This is a genomic window from Caballeronia sp. HLA56, assembly GCF_054655155.1.
In genome coordinates, this window is sequence record NZ_BAAHOB010000003.1 from 558,468 (window position 1) to 577,424 (window position 18,957).

Sequence of the window (18,957 nt, forward strand, 5' to 3'; positions counted from 1 at the left end):
CGTGCAGCATCAGCTTTGCAAGAACGCCAGCAGATCCGCATTCACGCGATCGGCTTCCGTCGTGCACATGCCGTGCGGCGCGCCAGCATAAACCTTTAGCGTCGCGTTCTTCACGATCTCCGCCGTACGTCGCCCCGACGCTTCCATCGGCACGATTTGATCGTCGTCGCCATGCAAAACGAGCGTGGGAATGTCGATTTTCTTCAGATCATCGGTGTAGTTCACTTCCGAGAATTGCTTGATGCACTCGTACTGGCCTTTGATCGAACCCATCATGCCCTGCCGCCAGAACTCGTCGATGTTGCCTTGTATGACCTTCGCGCCGTCACGGTTGTAGCCCAGAAACGGTACGGCCAGATCCTTGAAGAATTGCGAGCGATTCGAAGCCGTATTGTCGCGGATGCCGTCGAACACCGACATCGGCAAGCCGAGCGGATTACTCTCGGACTTGAGCATCATCGGCGGCACGGCTCCGATCAGCACGGCCTTCGAGACGCGCGCGCTGCCATGACGTCCGATGTAATGCGCAACCTCGCCGCCGCCCGTCGAATGGCCGACGAGCATGGCGTCCTTCAGATCGAGCGCGTCGAGCACGGCGGCGAGATCGTCCGCATACGTGTCCATGTCGTTGCCTTCCGAAGTCTGGTCGGAGCGGCCATGACCGCGACGGTCATGCGCAATGACGCGGTATCCCTTCTGCGCCAGAAACAGCATTTGCGGGTCCCATGCATCCGCGCAAAGCGGCCAGCCATGCGAGAAGACCACCGGCTTGCCGCTGCCCCAGTCCTTATAAAAAATATTCGTGCCGTCCTTGGTCTTTACGGTGCTCATGACGTGTCCTTTAGCGATGTTGGTCGAGCGCGTGCGCTAAGAATCATTCCTTGAGCGCGACGCGTGGACCGAATCTTAGCCGCGTGGAAGACGCCTGAACTTGAGAAAAGATTAATTGTTCTTAAGGCGGTTTAATCGCGGTGCATGCTCCTGCCAGCGAAAGGCGAAGTCCTGAAATTCATTTCCTGAAAATCCCACGCGCTAAAAATCGAAGTGCATTTTCTTAGCGAATATTCGTTAAGAACAATTAAGGGATTTTTCAAGGACTCGGCGAAGACGCGTGGCTATCATCCATCTCAATCCTTCCAGCCGCTCACCCGAGCACGGCATGTTCGTCCTGACTGCCGCATCTTTTCCAACGGAGCCTGCAAATGCCGCAAGAACTATTGACCCCGGATACCTGCGCGGTTGCGCTGATCGACTATCAGCCGCAGATGTTTTTTGGCACGACCTCGCATGAACGCACCACCATCCTGCATAACGTGCAGGCTATCGCCAAGGCGGCGAAGTTGTTCAAGGTGCCGACCATTCTCACTACCGTTGCCGCCAAAACCTTTAGCGGCGACATGGTGCCCGAAGTGCAAGACGTGTTTCCGGAGCAGCAGCCGGTCGACCGTACCTCGATGAACTCGTGGGAAGACGCGGGCTTTCGCCGAGCAATCGAAGCGACGGGCCGCAAGAAGATCGTGCTCGCGGGTCTTTGGACGGAAGTATGCGTGACGTTTCCGACCGTGCAGATGATCGCGGAAGGCTATCAAATCTACGTCCCGACCGATGCCTGTGGCGACATCACGCACGAAGCGCACGAACGCGCCGTGCAGCGAATCATCCAGGCCGGCGCGGTGCCGATGACGTCGCTTCAGTTCATGTTCGAACTGCAACGCGACTGGGGCCGCACCGAGACTTACGAAGGTTGCATGGACATTCTCAAGTCGCATAGCGCGTATGGCATCGGCGTGCGTTATGCGAAATCGATTCTCGGGGAACACGCAAGCGAAGCGGGTTGATTCAGCTCGCAGTCGTATCGAAAAGGCTGGCGCGAAGTTCATCGCGCCGGCTTCCAGCAAGCGCCGCGTCGCGGCACGCCTCACACGAGAACGCCCATGAATTCAAGCACGAGCTCAGGCACGGGTTCAGGCACGCCCGCGCGCGCCGATACCGTATTCTTCAACGGCAAGATTGCCACGCAGGACGACAAGCGTTCGTTCGCGGATGCACTCGCGGTTGCCGATGGCAAGGTAATCGACGCAGGATCGCGTGAAGTCGTGATGCGTCATGCGAACGACGCGACGCGCCTCATCGATCTCAACGGGCGCACCGTGATTCCCGGCCTCAACGATTCGCATCTGCATGTCATACGCGGCGGCCTCAACTTCAACATGGAGTTGCGTTGGGATGGCGTTCCGTCGCTTGCGGACGCGCTCGACATGCTGAGGAAGCAGGTTGCACGCACGCCCGCCCCGCAATGGGTGCGCGTGGTCGGCGGCTGGAACGAATTTCAGTTTGCGGAGCGCCGTGGTCCGACGCTCGAAGAGATCAACGCGATTGCACCGGACACGCCGGTGTTCATCCTGCATCTGTATGACAGCGCATTGCTCAACGCGGCGGCCTTGCGCGCGGTCGGCTATACGAAGGAAACAGCCGATCCGCCCGGCGGCGAAATTCAGCGCGACAAGCGCGGCAATCCGACCGGCATGCTGATTGCGCGGCCCAACGCGGGCCTTCTTTACGCGACGCTCGCCAAGGGTCCGAAGCTGCCGCGCGACGAGCAGCGCAATTCCACGCGCCACTTCATGCGGGAGTTGAATCGTCTTGGCGTGACGAGCGCGATCGATGCAGGCGGCGGATATCAGGCTTATCCCGACGATTACGCTGTCATCATGGACTTGGCGAAGCACAACGAATTGACCGTGCGTATCGCATACAACCTCTTCACGCAGAACGCAAAGAAGGAGATTGAAGACTTCGCAAAGTGGGTGAAGATGACGAAGCCCGGCGAAGGCGACGACTTCCTGCGCGTGAACGGCGCAGGCGAAATGCTGGTGTTCTCGGCGGCTGATTTCGAAGACTTTCTGGAACCGCGCCCCGACTTGCCCGACACGCTGGAAACCGAACTCGAAGCGGTAGTGCGTCTGCTCGTTGCAAACCGCTGGCCGTTCCGTCTGCATGCCACTTATAACGAATCGATCGAACGCTTCCTCAATGTGTTCGAACGTGTGAATGCCGACATTCCCTTCGATGGCTTGCGCTGGTTTTTCGATCATTGCGAGACCATCACGCAGAAAAATATCGACCGTGTAAAGGCGCTTGGCGGCGGTATCGCAATCCAGCATCGCATGGCGTATCAAGGCGAGTATTTCATCGCACGATACGGCGAGGAAGCCGTGAAGCGCACGCCGCCTATCCGCCACATGCTCGATGCCGGTCTGCCCGTGGGCGCGGGCACCGATGCCACGCGCGTGGCGAGCTTCAACCCGTTCGTCTCGCTTTATTGGATGGTGTCGGGCAAGACGGTCGGCGGCACGGCCATGTACGACGGCGCGAACAAACTCGACCGCATGGAAGCATTGCGCCGTTATACCGTTGGCAGCGCGTGGTTTTCAAGCGAGGACGATCGCAAGGGCGCGCTCGTCGCGGGGCAGTTCGCGGACTTCGCGGTGCTATCGGAAGACTTCTTCACCGTCGATGAAAGCCGCATCAAGTTTCTCGATTCGGTCATGACCGTGGTGGGCGGCAAGGTCGTCTATGCGAGCGACGATTTCACCCCATACGGTCCCCCGGACTTGCCGGTGAGTCCGTCATGGTCGCCGGTGGCGGAGTTCGGCGGTTATAGCCGTTACAAGCCGACCGCGGTTGCCTGCGTGGACGGTTGCGCGAATCTTTGCAACGTGCATGCGCATGCGCACGGTTTCGCGTGGCGCAAGAACATACCTGTCAGCGACTCGAACGGCTTCTGGGGCGCGCTGGGATGCAGTTGTTTCGCGTTTTGAACAAGGGCGAGTGACGCGATGCCGACCCTGACCGACGGCCTGCTCTTCGGCATCGCGATACTCGTCGTAGACTTCCTCGCGTGGCGCTTCATGGACCGAAGAAGCGAGCCCATGCGGCTTGCGTTTCGTGCGTCCATGTTCGCGTTATCGACGTGGGTGTTGTTCGCGCACGGCATGAATCCGCTCTTTGCGGCGCCCTGGCCCAACGAACCGCTGCGGCATCTTCTTGCGCAAGTGCTGGAGTTGATGTGGTGGCTGCAAGGCGCGCGGCTCGTCACGATCATGCTCGACCGCATCGTGCTGCCCGAGGCGTGGCACAAGGAGCGGCTCTTTCAGGACGTGCTCGGTGCGCTCGTCTATCTGGCTGCCGCGGTCGCGGCCGTCGCGTTCGTGTTGCAGTTGCCCGTGCGCGGGTTGCTGGCGACCTCGGGCGCGGTGGCCATTGTCATCGGCCTTGCAATTCAGAGCACGCTCAACGATGTGTTCTCGGGCATCGTGCTCAACGCCACGCAGCCGTTTCGTCTGGGCGACTGGATCACTATCGGCGATGCCGAAGGCAAGGTCGTCGAGAGCAACTGGCGCGCGACGAGCCTGCTCAACGGGCAGGGCAACATCGTCGTGATCCCGAACAGCGTCGCGGCGCGCACGAACATCGTTAATTCGAATCAGCCGTTCGATACGAACGGCATCAGCGTCGTGCTCTCGGTGGATCCATCGGTGCGTCCCGCTGTCGTGCTCGATGCGCTCGGCGATGCCGCAGCGAGTTGCATCGACGTTATCGGCCGTCCCGCGCCGGTCGTAAGTGTGCGGCGCGCGACCGAAGACGCCATCGAATACGAGATTCTTTGTTACGTCGATTCGCTCGACAAGAAAGTTTCGGTGCGCAGCGATCTCTTCGATCTGGCGCATCGGCATCTAGGTTCGCGTGCGGTCGTGTTGCGTCCGTTGTCGGCGCCACGGCAAACGACGCAAGCCATCGACGAGAAGCTCGTGTTGTTGCGCGACGTGACAATCTTTCATACGCTCGATGCGGACGAACTGAACGAGCTCTCCAAACGCCTCACACGTCATGTTTTCGAAGTGGGCGAAACGGTGTTTGCAGCGGGCAGCGACGAAGGTCAGGCGTTGCACATCATTGCGCGTGGCGTGGCAAGCGTGACGGTGCCGAAAGCATCGCACGATCTCGAAGTGCGAAGACTTGCACCCGGCGATTCCATCGGTCAATCCGGCATTCTCGCGGGCGTGCAAAGCGATGTGACCGTGCGTGCGACGACGCGCGTCGTCGTGTACCGGCTCGACAAGGAGGCGCTCACGCCCATCCTCGCGCGACGTCCCGAGGTCACGAGCGAGATGTGCAGGCTGCTTTCCGAGCATCGTGCGAGCGACCAGATGTTGCGCGCGGTGCCTGCCGGGCAGGCATCGGAACATAGCAGTCTTTTCGGATGGATTCGCGAGGGCGTGAAGCGTTTTCATCAATTGACCTTTTGAGGTCTTAAGGTTTTTTAAGCTTTATCCAAGGCCAATTATCAATCGGCTTGCTAGGCTTTCCCTTAAGGGAGAGACAGCGTTTCTTGTTTAGGAAAGGATGGAACAGAGAACATGGGCTACGTCATTTCACTCGGTGTGGGCTTCGCGGTCGGCCTGCTCTATTGGCTCTTGCGCGTGCAGTCACCCGCGCCGCCTTTGATCGCGCTAGCGGGACTGCTCGGCATGGTACTCGGCGAACACGCAATACCGGTCGTGAAGTCGCAGTTCTTCGCGCAAACCGAAAGCGTGAACGTCGTATCGAAGGACAAGGCTGGCACGTCGCGTGAAGGCGGCTGAGGTTTCACCGGAGAAGTCCCTTGAAAGAGCATGAAGAGACGGTGCTCGCGTTCATAGCGGGATACGTCGATACGCTGGGATTCGTCGCGTTGTTCGGTCTCTTCACGGCACATGTGACGGGCAACTTCGTGCTGATCGGCGCGGAGGTCGCGGGCGTGGGGCAAGGCGTGCTGCTCAAGCTGCTGGCGTTTCCGGCGTTCATCGTCGGCGTGGGATCGGCGAGCGTGGCGGCAAAGATCATGAAGGCACGTGGCGACGCCTACATCGCCGCAGCATTGCATCTGTGGCAAGCGTTGCTGTTGTTCGCGTTCTTCGGCACAGGACTGCTCGCGTTGCCTATCGATGACGCATCATCGGGCATGGTGCTGCTCTGCGGCGTGTTGGGCGCCACCGCAATGGGCGTGCAGAACGCGCGCCCGAAAGTCTTGCAGAAGCCCGGGCTGCCCAACACAGTGATGACCGGCAATGTCACGCAGATCGTGCTCGATCTGGTCGATCTCGCGCATCGCGGTTCGCATCATGCAGAAGGGCCGCAAGTGCTCACGCGTTTGCGCGCCACGCTCACGGCCATGCTTGCCTTTGCCATCGGCGCGGTGGGCGGCGCGCTCGCCTTCGTGCATCTCTCGTTCTACGGCCTGATCTTGCCCATCGCGCTGCTTCTGTTGCTCGCATGGCCGCCGCGCGTTGCCCGGGCGGCGTGACTTACGGTTCGCTCACTTCAAACATCAATGAGTATCGACATGATCAAGCTCGTTCGCTCAAGCGCCATCGCGGCGGCATTTCTCATCGGCATTGCGCCTCTCGCATCGTTCGCGGATGCCGGTCCGCATGACGCTACCGCCGCGTCCGCCATCAAGGGTCGAGTCGCGGTCGGTCCGCAATACGATACGACCCACGTCTACGTCGCATCCGCCGATGTCGATACCTTCGTGCAGAGCTTTCTCGCGACCTTCGGCGGCAAGGCATCGCAGAAGGCGGTTTTCACCGTGACGCCCACGCCGAGCAAGACGGCTTCGCAATACGTGCAGACGCCCGTGGGCATGCTGTCCGTGTTCGGCTTCGAAACGCCCGTGCCTTATCCGTTCGGCAACGAGCGCACGGGCTATCTCGTGACCGATATCGACGACGCCGTGAAGGCCGCGCGCGCGGCGGGCGCGGACGTGATCGTCGAACCGTTCGACGACCCCATCGGCAAGGACGCGATCATCCAGTGGCCGGGCGGCCTCGTCATGCAGCTCTATTGGCATACCAAGGCGCCGAACTACGCGCCGCTGCAAAGCGTGCCCGACAACCGCGTTTATGTCTCGCGTTACGAAGCGAATAACTTCGTGCGCCGCTGGCTGCGCTTTTCTCACGGCAAGGTGGTCTCGGACAATGCGCGTGCCGATGCGGGCGTGATCGGCAAACCGGGCGAGACGTTCCGGCAGATTCGCATCGACTCGAACTTTGGGCGCATGGTCGTCTTCGTAACCGATGGCAAGCTGCCGTTTCCGTTCGGCAAGGAAACGACCGGCTATGGTGTCGATGACCTCGCCGCGACCCTGCAACGTGCGCAAGCGGCAGGCGCGAAGGTGCTGGTCCCGGCTTATGCGAGCGCAAGCTACAAGACGGCGATGGTCGAGTTCCCGGGCGGATATATCGCCGAAATCCACGATGGCCGCTGACCGTTACAGACGCTGCCGTGCGCTGCGTTCGCTGCGTATGTTATTGATCGGCACGGGGATCGCGGCGGCGCTGCCCGTATCCGCGGCGGATACGGCGCTCGGCAGCGCAGGCGACGATACCAACGCCGGCTCCGCGCCGGGGGCATCGTGCGCGCGCCCGGCGATCAAGTTCAATCGCTGGCAGGAAGACTGGTCCGTGCTCGGTCTGCCTTGCGTGCCGAAACGCCCGCTCGACGCGCTCAAGTACATTCCGCTGTTCGGCAATCCGGATGCGTATGTGTCGCTCGGCGCGGTGCTGCGAGAACGCGTCGAGATGAACGACGCGCCGCTCTTCGGCTTAGGCTCCGGCCGCGACGATACCTACGTGCTGCAACGTCTCGAAGTCCACGCCGATGTGCATCTCGGCCCCTATGTGCAAGTGTTTACGCAACTGGAAGACGCGCGTCCGTATGGCAAGGACAACGTGACCTCCGTCGACAAGAATCCGCTCGATCTGCGTCAGGCGTTCATTGCGTTCACGCATCCGCTCGCGGGCGGGCTCGTCAAGTTTCGCGCGGGGCGGCAGGAGATGGCGTTCGACTTGCAGCGCTTCGTATCGGTGCGCGACGGCCCGAACGTGCGGCAGGCTTTCGACGGTTTCTGGGGCGACTACGAGACCGGTCCGTGGCGCTGGATCGCCTATGCAACGCAGCCGGTGCAGTATCGCTTCAACACGGATTTCGACGATGTCTCCAATCGTCATCTCACCTTCAGCGGCGCGCGCGTCGAACGTCAGGGCGTGGGGCCGGGTGATCTGTCCGCATATTACTCGCGCTATAACCGCAGCAATGCGCGCTTTCTCGATGCCAGCGGCGACGAGCATCGCGATGTCTTCGACATGCGATACGCGGGCAATGTCTCGCATATCGACTGGGACGTGGAAGGCATGTATCAAAGCGGTCATGTCGGCGAGAAGACGATCAGCGCATGGGCCGTGGGTTCGCTCGCCGGTTACACGTTGGCGGCGGCGCCCTGGACCCCGCGTCTGGGCATTCAGATCGATGCCGCCTCGGGCGATCGTCATCCGGGCGATGGGCGCGTCGGCACGTTCAATCCGCTCTTTCCGAACGGCTATTACTTCACGCTCGCGGGCTACACGGGATACACCAACCTGATTCATATCAAGCCGTCGCTCACGCTCAAGCCCAACAGCAAGCTCTCGCTGCTCGCGGGCGTCGGCTTGCAATGGCGTGAGACCACCGCGGACGCCGTCTATGGACAAGGCTCGGCGGTCGTGCCGGGAACAGCCGGGCGCGGCTCGCGCTGGACCGGCTTCTATACGCAAGTGCGCGCGGACTATAACGTCGCGGCGAATCTCGTGGCCTCGGTCGAGGCCGTGCATTTTCAAGTCGGCTCGTCCTTGCGCGATCTCGGCGCGAGCAATGCCGACTACGTGGGCGCCGAACTCAAGTTCGGCTGGTAAAGCATTCGATGGAGCCTGAGTCATGAGCGATTCCGATCTACCGAGGCCGTTCGGGCGTGCCGCGACGCCATCCGAACTCGAAGTGCCTTTTTCCTCGCTTGAATTTCGTCAGCATCAAATGTTTCCGCGTCTCTCGGATACCGAGATCGAAAGCGTGCGGCGTTTCGCGCGACCCATGTCGTTCAAAAAAGGCGACATGATCTTCGAAACGGGCAAGGTGGCGCTCGGTCTTTTCGTGTTGCTGAAGGGGCGCGTGCGCATCTCTTCGCGCGACAGCTTCGGGCGCTCCACGCTCGTCACCGAACACGACGACGGGCATTTCATGGCCGAGATGGCGCAACTCTCGGGCAAGCCCGCGCTGATCGACGGCGTCGCGCTCACCGACGCCGAAACGCTCGTCATCGAACCCGACAAGCTGCGCGCGCTGATCGTCGCCGACGCGCAACTCGGCGAGCACATCATGCGTGCGCTGATCCTGCGGCGGCTCGGATTGATCGAGCAGGGGCTCGGGCCGATCATCGTCGGCAATGGAGACGATGCGCGGCTGATCCGTCTGCAAGGCTTCCTGCGCCGCAACGCGCACCCGGCAACCGTGGTCGATGCCCGCACCGATCCCGAAGCGGTGACGCTGCTCTCCGGCATGACGACCGGTCCGGACGACTTCCCGCTCGTCTTCTGCCCGAACGGCTACGTGTTGCGCGCGCCGGACGAGGCGCAACTCGCGTCGTGCCTGGGACTCGTGCCGGCGTTCGAGCCTTCGCATATCTACGATGTCGCCATCGTCGGCGCGGGACCGGCCGGGCTCGCGGCGTCGGTGTATGCGGCCACCGAAGGGCTTTCGGTGGCCGTGTTCGATCAGCGCGCGCCGGGCGGTCAGGCGGGCGCGAGCGCGCGGATCGAAAACTATCTCGGCTTTCCCACCGGCATCTCGGGCCAGGCGTTGGCGGCCCGCGCGTTTCAGCAGGCGCTCAAGTTCGGCGCGCACCTCGCCATTCCGGGCAAGGTGACGTGCGTCACGCCCGAGAACGACGTCTTCGTCGTCACGCTCACCGATGGCCAGCGCGTGAGCGCACGCACGATCGTGGCGGCGAGCGGCGCGGCGTATCGCAAGCCGGACGTCGAGGACTTCGACCGCTTCGAAGGGCGCGGCACGTACTACTGGGCGTCGACCATCGAGGCGCGGCTCGTCAAGGGGCAGGACATCGTGTTGATCGGCGGCGGCAATTCGGCCGGTCAGGCGATCGTCTTTCTTGCCAACTTCGCGCGCAGCGTGCGGGTGCTCGTGCGCGGCGAAAGCCTGAGCGCGAGCATGTCGCGGTATCTGATCGACCGCATTGCTTCCCTGCCGAACGTGATGCTCTGCACGCGCTGCACGTTGAGCGGCCTCGAAGGCGACGAGGCGGGCCTCACGCACGTTCGCGTCCATCATGCGGACGAGGCGCGTGACGAGGCCATCGCGACGCGGCATCTGTTCCTCTTCATCGGCGCGGACCCGGAGACGCGCTGGCTCGCGGCGAGCGGCGTCGCGCTCGACAACCGCGGCTTCGTGATGACGGGATCGGGTCGCACGGAACACGGCACGCGGCTGCGCTTCGCGCTGGAGACGAGCGTGCCGGGCATCTTCGCGGTTGGCGACGTGCGCTCGGAATCGGCCAAGCGCGTGGCTTCCGCGGTCGGCGACGGCGCGGCGGTGGTCAGTCAGATTCATGCGTACCTGAGCTTGTCGGTCACCGCCGATTAATAACATTTAAGGACGATTAGCGCGTCTGCCGATTTATGCGTGGCTATGCTTCGTGAAAACCGGTGCGTGCAAGGGAACGCTCATGTCGAAGTGGAGAAGTCTCGGATGCCTCGTGCTTTGCGTCAGCGCCTTCATGACGACGGACGCGGCATTCGCCCGCGCGCCGATGGTCGGCACGCAAGGGCCGGGCTTTTATCGCCTGATGCTCGGGCGATTCGAAGTCACGGCGCTGTCCGACGGCACGCATCCGTTTCCCATCGATACGGTGGTGGAGGGTGTATCGAAGAAGGAAATCGCCGAGGACTTGCGGCGCGATTTCCTCGATGCGCCGGTTCAAGGCTCGATCAACGCGTTCCTCGTCAACACGGGCGCGAAGCTGATTCTGATCGACTCCGGCGCGGGCGTGTTGTACGGCGCGTGCTGCGGCCGGATGATGGCGAACCTGCGGGCGGCGGGGTATCGGCCGGAAGACGTAGATGAGATTCTGCTCACGCATCTGCATAAGGATCACGTGGGCGGCGTCATCGTCGATGGCGCGATGGCGTTTCCAAACGCCGTGCTGCGCGTGAACCGGACCGAGGCGGACTACTGGCTCGATGCCGCGAACAAGCCGAAGGCGCCTGCGTTCCTCTCGACTTTCTTCGATGCCGCGAGCGCATCCGTCGCGCCTTACGTGGCGGCGGGCCGTTTCGTGCCGTTCTCGGGCGATGTCGAACTCGAACCCGGCATTCGCGCCATCGCGACGCCGGGTCATACGCCGGGACACACGACGTATCGCATCGAAAGCGGCGGCAAGACGATGCTCGCGTGGGGCGACGTGATCCACGTGGCGAGCATTCAGTTGCGCAATCCGCAGGCGTCCGTCGAGTACGACACCGATGCACCGGCCGCGCGCCGTTCGCGTCGCGCCGCGCTCGATCTCGTGGCGCGCGAGGGCGATCTCGTGGCGGCGGCGCACATCGCGTTTCCGGGTTTGGGACATGTGAGAAAGGAGGGCGCCCGCTACGAGTGGGTGCCCGTCAACTACGAAGGCGATCCGGGCCATTGACGCGCCCGGCGCCTGACCACGCGGAGATGCGCGATGCCAGAAGCCCTCGTAGCAGAACGTAGAACCCTGCCGCCGCGCGCCGCAAGGGGGGCGGAGGTGATCGCGAATCTCACGCGCGGCGCGGTCTGGACGCATGTGATCGATGCGCTGCAAGGCGGCAACGACATGGCGCATCGTGCGGCGCTGGAAGCTTTGAAGCGCATGCGCGGACGCGAGACGCAGCCGTTTGCGGACCATGCGCGCATCGAGGTGCTGGAGCGGCTGTCGTCGAGAACCATCGCGATTCTCTGGCAGGACGCGACGCGTTGCCGCTATGCGGATCAGGTCTGGGTGCGTTGCCAGGCGCGCAAGATTGGCCGTTGCGCGCTCACGGGCGCGGGGATCGTGCGTGGCGATATCGTCTACAAGCCGCAACGGCGCAGCGCTTCGTTGGGCAATGCACGCGCCATGATCTTGGCTTCCGCGTTGCCCGACTAGGTTCGACGCCGCGCCGCATGTACAAAACGCATGTGCAAAATTATTGAACGATAAGCCCGGTTTTTTCCAAACATGGGAGAAGGCGGGTGCTCTATGCTTCGGGGGCACTTTCCGGGCGCCAGAATTTTGGGTGCGGCGCCGGGGCTACGTTCAAACCTTCATATGCTGGACCATTGCGCATGATTCGCATCGGACCGCTTCAGGTGGATCTCGAGCGTCGGCAATTGCTGCTCGATGACGAACCTGTTCGACTCGGAAGCCGTGCGTTAGATATTCTCGCCGTGCTCGTGGCCGCCGACGGCGCGCTCGTCTCGAAGAACGACCTGCTCGCGGCGGTATGGCCGGATACGCTCGTCGAAGAGAACAATCTGCAGGTGCACATGTCGGCGCTGCGCAAGGTGCTGGGCGCGAACCGCGTGCTGATCCAGACCGTCTCGGGACGCGGTTACCGGCTCGTCAGGACGAGGCAACCGGCCGATGCGCCCACGAGCGTCGCCAACGCCGGCGTTGCACACAACCTGCCTTCGAATACGTCTCCGCTCGTCGGACGCGATACCGCCATCGCCGATATCCTGCTCGCGCTCGAAGCGGCGCGGCATGTGACGCTGATCGGCGCGGGCGGGATCGGCAAGACGCGGCTCGCGATCGAAGCCGGACGGCGCTCGCTCGACCGCTTCCCCGACGGCGTGTACCTCGTTTCGCTTTCGCCCGCGCAAGATTTGCCAAGCGTGCTGGCGGCGTTCACCGGCACGCTCGGCATCAATCCGGCGGCGGGGTCGCGCTCGCTTGCCGTCATCGCGCAGGAATTGCGCGAGCGCCGCATGCTCGTCCTGCTCGATAACTGCGAACACGTTCTCACGCCTGCGGCGAGTCTCGCCGATGCGCTTTGCACGGTGAGCGATTCCATTCGCGTGCTGGCCACGAGCCGCGAACCGCTCAAGGTGGTGAGCGAGCATCTTTACTGGGTCGCGCCACTCAGCGTGCCCGCGCCAAGCGCTTCGGGCGTCGACATAAAGCGATGCAGCGCCGTGCAACTGTTTCTGGCTCGCGCGCGCGCCATCGACCTGCGCTTTTCGTGCGATGAACGCAGTATGGAACTCATCGGCACCGTTTGCCGGCGGCTGGACGGCATACCGCTCGCCATCGAACTGGCTGCATCGCGCGCCACGATACTCGGTGTCGAAACCCTTGCGGCGCATCTCGATGACCGCTTTCGCATGCTCACGGGCGGCAATCGCACGGCGCTGCCACGGCATCAGACCTTGCGCGCGACGCTCGACTGGAGCCACGCCTTACTCGATGACGCCGAACGCACGACCCTGCGCCGTCTCGGCATTTTCGTGGCGGACTTTTCGATGGAAGCGGCGGTCGCCATCGTCGGCGACGATGCATTGCGCGAGTTCGATGTGATCGCGGCGGTATCGGGACTCGTGGAGAAATCGCTCGTCGCACGGCAGACGGGGAATGGCCGCGCGGCGTATCGTCTGCTGGAATCGACGCGCGCCTACGCCTTGCAAAAACTCGATGACAACGGCGAGCGGCAACGCGTATCGCTCGGTCACGCCAATCATTTCGCGAGTCTTCTGAACGACGACGCGCAGCATGGCGGCGGACATCACTCCGAAGGCTGGCAGCGGCGCATGCGCGACATGCTCGGCGACCTGCGCGCCGCGCTGACATGGACGCTTTCGCCCAAAGGCGATGCCATTTTGGCGGAAACGCTGTGCGTGAAATTCGTCTCGCTGCTGTTCGAACTTTCGCTCGTCGAGGAGTGCTGCGTGTGGGCGCGGCGCTCGCTTGCCGCGCTGCAAACCGGACGCGAGGCGGAAGCTTTCTCGCATCGCTGCATGCGCGTGCGGATGCGTCTGCAGGCGGCGCTTGCTGCCGCGCTCGTCTATGTGCATGGTCCGGACAAGGAGACTCGCGCGTTGTGGTCGGAGGTGCTGGCGTTGTCGCTGGCGCTGGCGGATCGCGTCTTCGAGGCACGCGCGCTCTGGGGCATGTGGAACGCGAGCCAAAGCGCGGGCGAAGTGCGCAGCGCGTTGTCGTTCGCCCGGCGCTTCGCGGCACTCGCCGCCGATTCGCAGACCACCGACGCCGAGCCGGAATCGACCGATGTGCTGCTCGGCTACCGGCTGCTCGGCATTGCTTCCCACTATGCGGGCGAACAGGCGAAGGCGCGGGCATCGCTCGAACACTTTCTGCAGCATGCGGCGCGCTTGCAGACGCGTATGCCGCTTGGGAGATCGGTCGATCAGCGGATCGTCGGGGAGGCCACGCTTGCGCGCGTGCTATGGCTGCAAGGCGCGCGCGACGAGGCGCGGCGGTTGGCCGAAGCGTGCGTCGTGGATGCATGCGCCGCCGAGCAGGCTATCGTGACCGCTTATGTGCTGATCGAAGCGCGCATCCCGCTGGCGTTGCTCTCGCGCGAACGGGAGGCGGCGCGGCAGGCTATCGACATGCTGCTTGGGATTTCGATGCGCACGGGTTTGAACGTTGCGCAGGCGTGCGGCGCGGCATTCGACGCGTACCTGATTTCGCTCGATGACATCACGCCCGACGTCCTTCAAGCGTTCGACGCGGCGTTGAAGGAACTCGATACGCTCGGCTTCAACGCGCCGCGCTCCATGCTTGCCGCGCAATATGCGCGTGCGCTCGGGCAGGCGGGACGGCACGGCGAAGCCATCGACACGACCGTGCGCGCGCTCAAGCGTTGCAACGACAATGGCGACGCGTGGTATGCGAGCGAACTCTTGCGCACGCAGGGCGAACTTCTGCTGATGGGGCCGCCGGGCGAGGCCGTGTCGCTCGATGCGGAAGTCTGCTTTGCGTCCGCGCTGGAAACGGCGTCGATGCAGGGTAGCGATTCGTTCTATCTGACCGCGGCCACGAGCTACGCGCGTCACTTGCATGCGAGCGGCCGCAACGCGCAGGCGATGACGGTGCTGGAAACGGCGTGCGCGCGCTTTCCGCAATGGCGCGAGTGGGACGATTTTCGCGCGGCGTTGCGCCTTTTGAACACGCTCAAGACCGCGTGCGATTCAGCGGATTCGGCGGATTCCGCGGATTCAAGGGAAGCGCGGCGCTGAGTCATTTGCTTGCTCTGGCGCGCGAGTTGGACAAACTTGTGCGCGGCTCCGTGCCCTCTGAATACGCTAAGAACGCGTTCGATTCGGCGCATTCGATGGAAGGCGGCGTTGAGCCGGTCTCACGCGAGCGCCATGCGGCGATGCGTCCGCCGCACGCCTTTCAGAACCGCATCGCCATCACGCGGCCGCGATGCGTTGATGCGCGGCTTCATCGATCAGATTCGGGCGGTCGAGCTGATCGACCCACCATTGCAGCGCGCGTCCGACGCGATCGCTGCGCCACGCGAGATAGAAGTACGTGATATCTCGCATGCCGATGACTTCCTTGCTGATGAGCGTGCCGCGCCGGAGATGTTCATCGGCGAGACATTCGGGAATGGTGCCGGCCGCGATGCCTTGCAACTGCGCGTGCAGTTTGGCTTCGAGCGACGGCACGGTGAGCACTTCCTGATTCGGCCCGATGGCGATGGTGCGCGGCGCGAGTTCACGCGAGGTATCGCCGATGGCAACGGCGCGGTGCTGCGCGACGGTATCGGCGGAAAGCGGCGCTTTTGCCGACGCGAGCGGATGATTAGGCGCGACCACGAACACATGCTTGAGCGAGCCGATTGGCTTGGCGATGAGATCGGGAATGAGCGGCGGCTCGCCTGCCGCGCCGACGACGAGATCCGCGCGGCGCGTGAGCAGCGCGTCCCACGAACCGCCGAGCACTTCCTTGGAGAGCACGAGGCGCGTGTCGAGCTTGAGACTGTAGAAGGCGCTGACGGGCTTCCACAACATGTCGAACGGAATGATTTCGTCGATGCCGAGCCGCAGTTCCGTTTCCCAGCCGTGCTGCACGCGTTTGGCTTTGCGTTCGAGATCGGCGGCGGCTTCGAGCAAACGGCGGCCTTCATCGACGACGAGGCGTCCTGCCTGCGTGAGCGTCGCGCGCCGCCCGGTGCGGTCAAAGAGCGTCACACCGAGATCGAGTTCCAGCTTCTGAACAAGATACGTCAGCGACGAGGGGACTTTGTGAAGCGCTTCCGCCGCTTTTGCGAAGGTTCCGGTGCGGTCGATGGCGTCGAGGGCCTGGAGGACTTCGAAGGAGAGGTTCATGGGGAGCGTCGGTATCGAAAGGAAAATCCCCTTAAAACGTCTCCACCCAAGGCCGAACCTCGATCTCCCAAGACCACGCACTGCGATGCTGTCGCAGCAAATCCATATAAGTTTGCGCGATGGCATCCGGATCGAGCGTGCTGTCGGGCTTGTCCAAGGGATCAGGCCGATGCTCCGCCCGCACGCCGCCATCGACGACGATATGCGCGACATGAATGCCCTTCGGCGCCAGCTCGCGCGCCGCGCTCTGCGCAAGACCGCGTAGCGCGAACTTGCCCATCGCGAAAGGCGCGGAGAGCGCAAAGCCCTTGATGCCCGCTGTCGCGCCCGTCAGCAGAATGGCGCCTTTGCCCGCCGGCGTCATGCGCTTCGCCGCTGCCTGCACCGCGTAGAACGCGCCCAACGCCGTGACGCCGAGCGCTTTCCCGACCTCCGCCGGATCGAGTTCCGCGATGGGACCGCGCACTCGCCCGCTCGCGTTGTACACGACGATCTCCGGCGCGCCGATGCGCGCTTCGGTTTCCGCAAAGAGCCGCTCGACCTGAGCGGGATCGGCGGCATCGACGGTCAGGGCGATGGCGCCGGTTTCATCGACGAGCGGCTTCAGCTTGTCGATGTTGCGCGCGGCAATCACGACCGGCAGACCGGCGTCGCGCAAAAGCCGGGTGAGCGATCCGCTGATGCCGGAGCCCGCTCCGATGATCAACGCGTTGCGGTAGGGCATCTCGGTCATGGTTTCTTCGCCTAAGGGAGCATGGTTCGGTTCGGTTCGGCTCTGGCGTCGAGGCGCCAGAGCCATGACGAGCATCATAAATGTTGATCGCGAATCGCGCCCGCCCGCGCCGAGGCATCACGGCAAGTGATTGCCGCCTGTCACACCATAGACTTCTCCGGTCACGAAACTAGACTCTTGCGATGCAAGCAGCACGTAAATGGGCGCGAGTTCGGCGGGCTGGCCGGGCCGCTTCATCGGCACTTCGGAACCGAATACCTCGATCTTGTCCTGCGGCTGGCCGCCGCTCGATTGCAACGGCGTCCACACCGGGCCCGGCGCCACGGCATTCACGCGCACGCCCTTCGATGCGACCTGCTTGGCGAGCGCATGCGTGAACGCAGTGATCGCGGCCTTCGAAGGCGCATAATCGAGCAAGGACGGGCTCGGCTGATAGCTCTGGATGGACGTCGTATTGATGATGGTCCCGCCCGGCGGCATATGCGGGAGCGTCGCCTTGCACAGCCAAAACATCGCGAAGACGTTCGTGCGGAAAGTGGCTTCGAATTGCTCCGTCGTCAGTTCAGCGATGGTTTCCACCGACGTTTGCTTGCCCGCGACGTTGACGAGAATATCCAGTCCACCCAGTTCGGCAACCGTGCGGCTGACGAGATCGCCGCAGAAGGCTTCGCTGCCGATGTCGCCTGGCAGCGCCACGGCCTTCACGCCTGCGGCTTGCACGAGTTCAAGCACTTCGCGCGCGTCCGGCTCCTCGGACGGCAAATAATTGAGGACGAGGTCCGCGCCCTCACGCGCAAAGGCAATCGCCACGGCGCGGCCAATGCCGCTGTCGGCGCCCGTGATCAATGCGCGGCGGCCCTTGAGACGGCCGAACCCTTGATAGCTTTCCTCGCCGTGATCGGGACGCGGCTTCATGTCCCGAGCGAGGCCGGGCGCGGACTGCGGCTGGCGCTCGAAGTCGGGACCGGGGTACTGCTTGAGCGGGTCCTGCATCGTGTACTGGTTCTTCGTTGCGGTCATCGTTTCGTTCCTTACTTGCAAAAAGGGATGAGTGTTCGCGGCGTCATTTCAGGGCGCTGATTCTGGATTTAGCGTACGCGACGGTTACGGCTCGGCTCTGCAATGGCCATGCCTACCGACAGCGGTAGTCGCTCGCAGCCCGATCCACAGTCTTCCGATGCATGTGAAACGCACTGCGGCCGTGCGCTTGCGCACAGTCGTCGGAGAGAAAGTCCGTCCCGGCACGCCGCCTGCTTGTCGTAACTCAAATGCTGCAACGGAGAGAGCCATGAGATTCGCATTTCTTCAGAACGTGGACTTCGAACGCGTGTCCTTCGACATGGGTCGCCAGTTTTCCCAGTTTCTGAAGGGAAAAGGTCTGGTCGATGAGGACAGCGCTGCCCAAAGAAACATCGATTCCGCCGACGTATTCGGCGCGGTCGACGACAGCTTTTCCGAAGCGGTCAACTTTCGCTTCAATGTGCGTGGCGTGGAACACCGCGGGGCCGTCACGCACGACGCCTTGCGCGATCGTCACGGCGTGCCAGGTGTATCCGAGCCCGAACTCGCTCTGTTCATCAGGCATGCGCCGGCAATCGGCCGGGCGGCGATGATCAAGCAGGCGCGCAGCCGATCCGGCTTCGTCGTGCTGGAAAGTGGCGATCTATGACAAGACCTCGTTGGTCGGACTGGTATCGCGGCAATAAGCGTTGTTGAGGGTAATCACAATTGCCGGGGCTTCGACTTTAGGTAGCGCGTCGGCGCCGGTTCGTAGCCAATCATGGAGAAGACATGGAAGATCATAAGGAACAGGACCGCATTCGCCGCCGCGCCTATGAACTATGGGAGCGAGAAGGCAGCCCCGATGGACGTGCCGAAGAATTCTGGGAGCAGGCACGCACTCAACTGGAAGCCGAGGACCCAGATAGTTCCACGACCGAAGAACCTGCCACGGCCAGCGCCACGCAAGGCAAATAACGTCTCTTCGCAGGCAAGGCATC

17 protein-coding genes are annotated in these 18,957 nt (G+C 62.9%); 13 read left to right on the forward strand and 4 right to left on the reverse strand.

Annotated features, from left to right (window positions below):
- Positions 1-9 precede the first annotated feature (9 nt).
- Positions 10-831 (reverse strand): alpha/beta fold hydrolase, encoded by an 822-nt coding sequence (locus ACYQ47_RS14490; RefSeq protein WP_459905778.1) that lies wholly within the window; start codon positions 829-831, stop codon positions 10-12.
- 371 nt (positions 832-1,202) lie between these two features.
- Here ACYQ47_RS14490 and ACYQ47_RS14495 point away from each other — a divergent pair, with 371 nt between their 5' ends.
- From ACYQ47_RS14495 to ACYQ47_RS14545, 11 genes are all read left to right on the forward strand, one after another.
- Complete coding sequence (locus ACYQ47_RS14495) at positions 1,203-1,838, forward strand: hydrolase (protein WP_309964722.1); 636 nt, start codon at positions 1,203-1,205, stop codon at positions 1,836-1,838.
- 96 nt (positions 1,839-1,934) lie between these two features.
- A complete protein-coding gene (locus tag ACYQ47_RS14500; RefSeq protein ID WP_459905779.1) occupies positions 1,935-3,821 on the forward strand; it encodes an amidohydrolase in 1,887 nt (628 codons plus the stop codon).
- Positions 3,822-3,839: 18 nt separating this feature from the next.
- Entirely contained in the window at positions 3,840-5,309 is a 1,470-nt protein-coding gene (locus ACYQ47_RS14505) for a mechanosensitive ion channel family protein (protein ID WP_250511680.1), read from the forward strand.
- A gap of 111 nt (positions 5,310-5,420) precedes the next feature.
- Complete coding sequence (locus ACYQ47_RS14510) at positions 5,421-5,645, forward strand: DUF1427 family protein (RefSeq protein ID WP_244831210.1); 225 nt, start codon at positions 5,421-5,423, stop codon at positions 5,643-5,645.
- A gap of 20 nt (positions 5,646-5,665) precedes the next feature.
- Positions 5,666-6,346, forward strand: coding sequence for a YoaK family protein (locus ACYQ47_RS14515; protein ID WP_250467892.1), 681 nt, complete (start codon positions 5,666-5,668; stop codon positions 6,344-6,346).
- A gap of 27 nt (positions 6,347-6,373) precedes the next feature.
- Positions 6,374-7,309, forward strand: coding sequence for a VOC family protein (locus ACYQ47_RS14520; RefSeq protein WP_370652272.1), 936 nt, complete (start codon positions 6,374-6,376; stop codon positions 7,307-7,309).
- Positions 7,310-7,346: 37 nt separating this feature from the next.
- Positions 7,347-8,771, forward strand: coding sequence for an alginate export family protein (locus ACYQ47_RS14525; RefSeq protein WP_459905926.1), 1,425 nt, complete (start codon positions 7,347-7,349; stop codon positions 8,769-8,771).
- 22 nt (positions 8,772-8,793) lie between these two features.
- On the forward strand, positions 8,794-10,512 hold the full coding sequence (locus tag ACYQ47_RS14530; protein ID WP_244831214.1) for an FAD-dependent oxidoreductase: 1,719 nt from the start codon (positions 8,794-8,796) through the stop codon (positions 10,510-10,512).
- 133 nt (positions 10,513-10,645) lie between these two features.
- Positions 10,646-11,560 (forward strand): MBL fold metallo-hydrolase, encoded by a 915-nt coding sequence (locus ACYQ47_RS14535; RefSeq protein ID WP_250494057.1) that lies wholly within the window; start codon positions 10,646-10,648, stop codon positions 11,558-11,560.
- 33 nt (positions 11,561-11,593) lie between these two features.
- The gene (locus tag ACYQ47_RS14540; RefSeq protein ID WP_244831215.1) at positions 11,594-12,037 is read left to right on the forward strand and encodes a DUF3331 domain-containing protein; all 444 of its coding nucleotides are present in this window, start codon (positions 11,594-11,596) and stop codon (positions 12,035-12,037) included.
- Positions 12,038-12,216: 179 nt separating this feature from the next.
- Positions 12,217-15,126 (forward strand): ATP-binding protein, encoded by a 2,910-nt coding sequence (locus ACYQ47_RS14545; protein ID WP_459905781.1) that lies wholly within the window; start codon positions 12,217-12,219, stop codon positions 15,124-15,126.
- 177 nt (positions 15,127-15,303) lie between these two features.
- On the opposite strand, the gene ACYQ47_RS14550 is transcribed toward ACYQ47_RS14545, so the two are convergent.
- The 3 genes from ACYQ47_RS14550 to ACYQ47_RS14560 form a co-directional block, all read right to left on the reverse strand.
- Entirely contained in the window at positions 15,304-16,224 is a 921-nt protein-coding gene (locus ACYQ47_RS14550; RefSeq protein ID WP_459905782.1) for a LysR family transcriptional regulator, read from the reverse strand.
- Positions 16,225-16,255: 31 nt separating this feature from the next.
- Positions 16,256-16,957, reverse strand: a complete 702-nt coding sequence (locus tag ACYQ47_RS14555) for an SDR family NAD(P)-dependent oxidoreductase (protein WP_459905783.1) — start codon at positions 16,955-16,957, stop codon at positions 16,256-16,258.
- Positions 16,958-17,074: 117 nt separating this feature from the next.
- Positions 17,075-17,977 carry an SDR family oxidoreductase gene (locus ACYQ47_RS14560; protein WP_459905784.1) on the reverse strand — a complete coding sequence of 301 codons (903 nt, stop codon included), beginning with the start codon at positions 17,975-17,977 and terminating at the stop codon, positions 17,075-17,077.
- Between the two features lie 307 nt (positions 17,978-18,284).
- Here ACYQ47_RS14560 and ACYQ47_RS14565 point away from each other — a divergent pair, with 307 nt between their 5' ends.
- Positions 18,285-18,626 carry a hypothetical protein gene (locus ACYQ47_RS14565; protein WP_310391254.1) on the forward strand — a complete coding sequence of 114 codons (342 nt, stop codon included), beginning with the start codon at positions 18,285-18,287 and terminating at the stop codon, positions 18,624-18,626.
- A gap of 122 nt (positions 18,627-18,748) precedes the next feature.
- Complete coding sequence (locus ACYQ47_RS14570) at positions 18,749-18,934, forward strand: DUF2934 domain-containing protein (RefSeq protein WP_459905785.1); 186 nt, start codon at positions 18,749-18,751, stop codon at positions 18,932-18,934.
- Positions 18,935-18,957 lie beyond the last annotated feature (23 nt).